Raw genomic sequence first — 2,265 nt, forward strand, 5'->3', positions numbered from 1 at the left:
GTCCGCGAGTACACCCCGGAGTCCGGCCCCGGCTGGAAGCCGGCGGACGGCGCCCGCGTGGTCGTCAACGACGACGCCCTCGCCGACGAGGGCCGTCTGGTCGCCGGGGAGCTCGGCCTGACCTACGCCGGGGAGAAGGGCGCGAAGGACGTGAAGGACGGCGACCTGCGCCTGGAGACCGGCGGGGACCAGGGCGCGAACCCGGAGTCGTACCGGATGACCGTCCGCGACGGCCGCGCGGTGATCAGCGGGCCCTCCGAGGCCGGCGTCTTCTACGGCACCCGCACCCTGAAGCAGACGGTGGCCCGGGGCGGCACGGCTCCCGAGGGCGTGATCCAGGACGAACCGGCCAAGGCCAAGCGCGGCCTGATGCTGGACATCGCCCGGAAGTTCTACGCGGCCGACTGGATCGAGGCCCGGATCCGGGAGATCGCCGACCTCAAGTACAACGAGTTCGGCCTGCACTTCTCCGACGACCAGGGCTTCCGCGTCGAGTCGGACGCGCACCCCGAGATCGTCTCCGACCCGCACCTCACCAAGGCGGAGGTACGGCGGATCGTCGACCTCGCCCGCAGCCTGCACGTGCGGATCGTCCCGGAGATCGACTCCCCCGGGCACCTGGGCGCGGTGCTGAGGTCCCATCCGGACCTCCAGCTGTACAACGCGAACGGCCGGCCCACCGCGGGCGCGATCGACATCTCCAAGCCGGCCGCCGGGCAGCTCGTCGACGAACTGATCGAGGAGTACTCCGAGGTCTTCCCCGGCAGCGAATGGCACCTGGGCTCCGACGAGTACCTGGCGCTGATGGTCAGCGACCCGGAGGCGTCCTACCCGGGTCTGGCGTCCGCGGCCCGCGAGAAGTACGGCCCGAACGGCACCGTCGAGGACCTCACCACCGGATGGCTCAACGACCGGGCCGCCACCGTGAAGAGGCTGGACCGCACCCCGCGCGCCTGGAACGACGGCTTCTTCGACGGGGGCGCGGTGGCGCCGTCGGAGGACATCCAGGTCGCCTACTGGACCGGCAAGGAGATCGGCGCCAGGGAGCCCGCCGAGTTCCTGGAGGCCGGGCGTGAGCTGATCAACTACAACGACGAGTACCTCTACTACGTGCTCGGCGAGCCGCAGACCTTCGTCTACCCGACCGGGCAGCGGATCTACGAGGAGTGGACCCCGCTGGTGGTGCGCGGCTCCACCCCGGTGCCCGAGCGGTACGACGCCCAGATCCTCGGCGGATCGCTGGCCGTCTGGGGCGACCGGCCCGACGCCCAGACCCAGGAACAGGTCGCGGCCGGGCTGCGGATGCCGCTGCGGGCCACGACGCAGAAGCTCTGGGACCCCCGCGAACCGTCGCTGAGCTGGACGGACTTCCAGCAGCTGGCGGAGCGGCTCGGCTGAACGGCCGCCCGGGCGGAGCGGATTCCCCCGGGTCGTCCCTCCTGGACGACGGACGATCGTCGGACGTATGTTCGGCCCTTGGTGCGGGCGGGTGGCGCGGTGCGCGACCCGCCCGCACCGTGCTGTGCCGAACCCTCCGTACCGACGTCCTCACCGGGAGACCCACCGTGCTCTGCGTCAACTGCCGTCACCACGAGGCGCATCCGCAGGGGGTGCACTGCGAGTCCTGCGCCGCCGGGCTGCGTCCCGTCGTCACGGCCGGGGCCCCCGGGGCCTGGCTGCGCCCGCCGCTGACCCTGGCCCGCTGGACGGCCGGGCTGCTGGGGCTGGTCGTCGTGACCGATCTGGTCGCGCTCTGGGCGGACTTCGGGCTGTACGACCTGGTCCGCGAGCGCACGGCCGCCGGGGACGACATGATCGACGTCTACACCACGCACGACGCGCACCTGCTCGTCGCGGGGGCGGCCCTGCTGCAGACCGTCGCTCTGTTCGCCTGCGCCGCCGTGTTCCTCGTCTGGTTCCACCGGGTCCGGGTCAACGCCGAGGTCTTCTCCCCCGAGGGCCACGAGATGCGGCGGGGCTGGACGGTGTGGGGCTGGTTCGTCCCGGTGGTGAACCTCTGGTTCCCGCGCCGGATCGCCGGCGACGTCTGGCGGGCGTCGGTCGGGCCCGGGCACGGCGAGGCGCTGCTCAACGTCTGGTGGGCGATGTGGCTGGGCTCCTGGGCCCTGGGCCGCCTCGCGAGCACCTCGTACGACGGCGCCTTCGATGCCGACGCCACCGATGTGACCACGGCCGCCCAGGCCGCCGGCCTGGCGATGGGCGCGGACGCCTTCGACGCCGTGGCCGCCGTCGTCGCGGCGTGGT

Annotated in this window: 2 protein-coding genes; both read left to right on the top strand. The window is 72.7% G+C overall.

Going from position 1 to position 2,265, the window contains the following annotated elements:
• A partial coding sequence (locus tag HW445_RS27620; protein WP_180223591.1) for a glycoside hydrolase family 20 protein occupies nucleotides 1–1,398 on the top strand: 1,398 nt, incomplete at its 5' end.
• Nucleotides 1,399–1,517: 119 nt separating this feature from the next.
• A partial coding sequence (locus HW445_RS27625; protein WP_180223592.1) for a DUF4328 domain-containing protein occupies nucleotides 1,518–2,265 on the top strand: 748 nt, incomplete at its 3' end.

The organism is Streptomyces sp. UH6, assembly GCF_013421635.1.
GTDB classification, from domain to species: Bacteria; Actinomycetota; Actinomycetes; order Streptomycetales; family Streptomycetaceae; genus Streptomyces; species Streptomyces abyssomicinicus.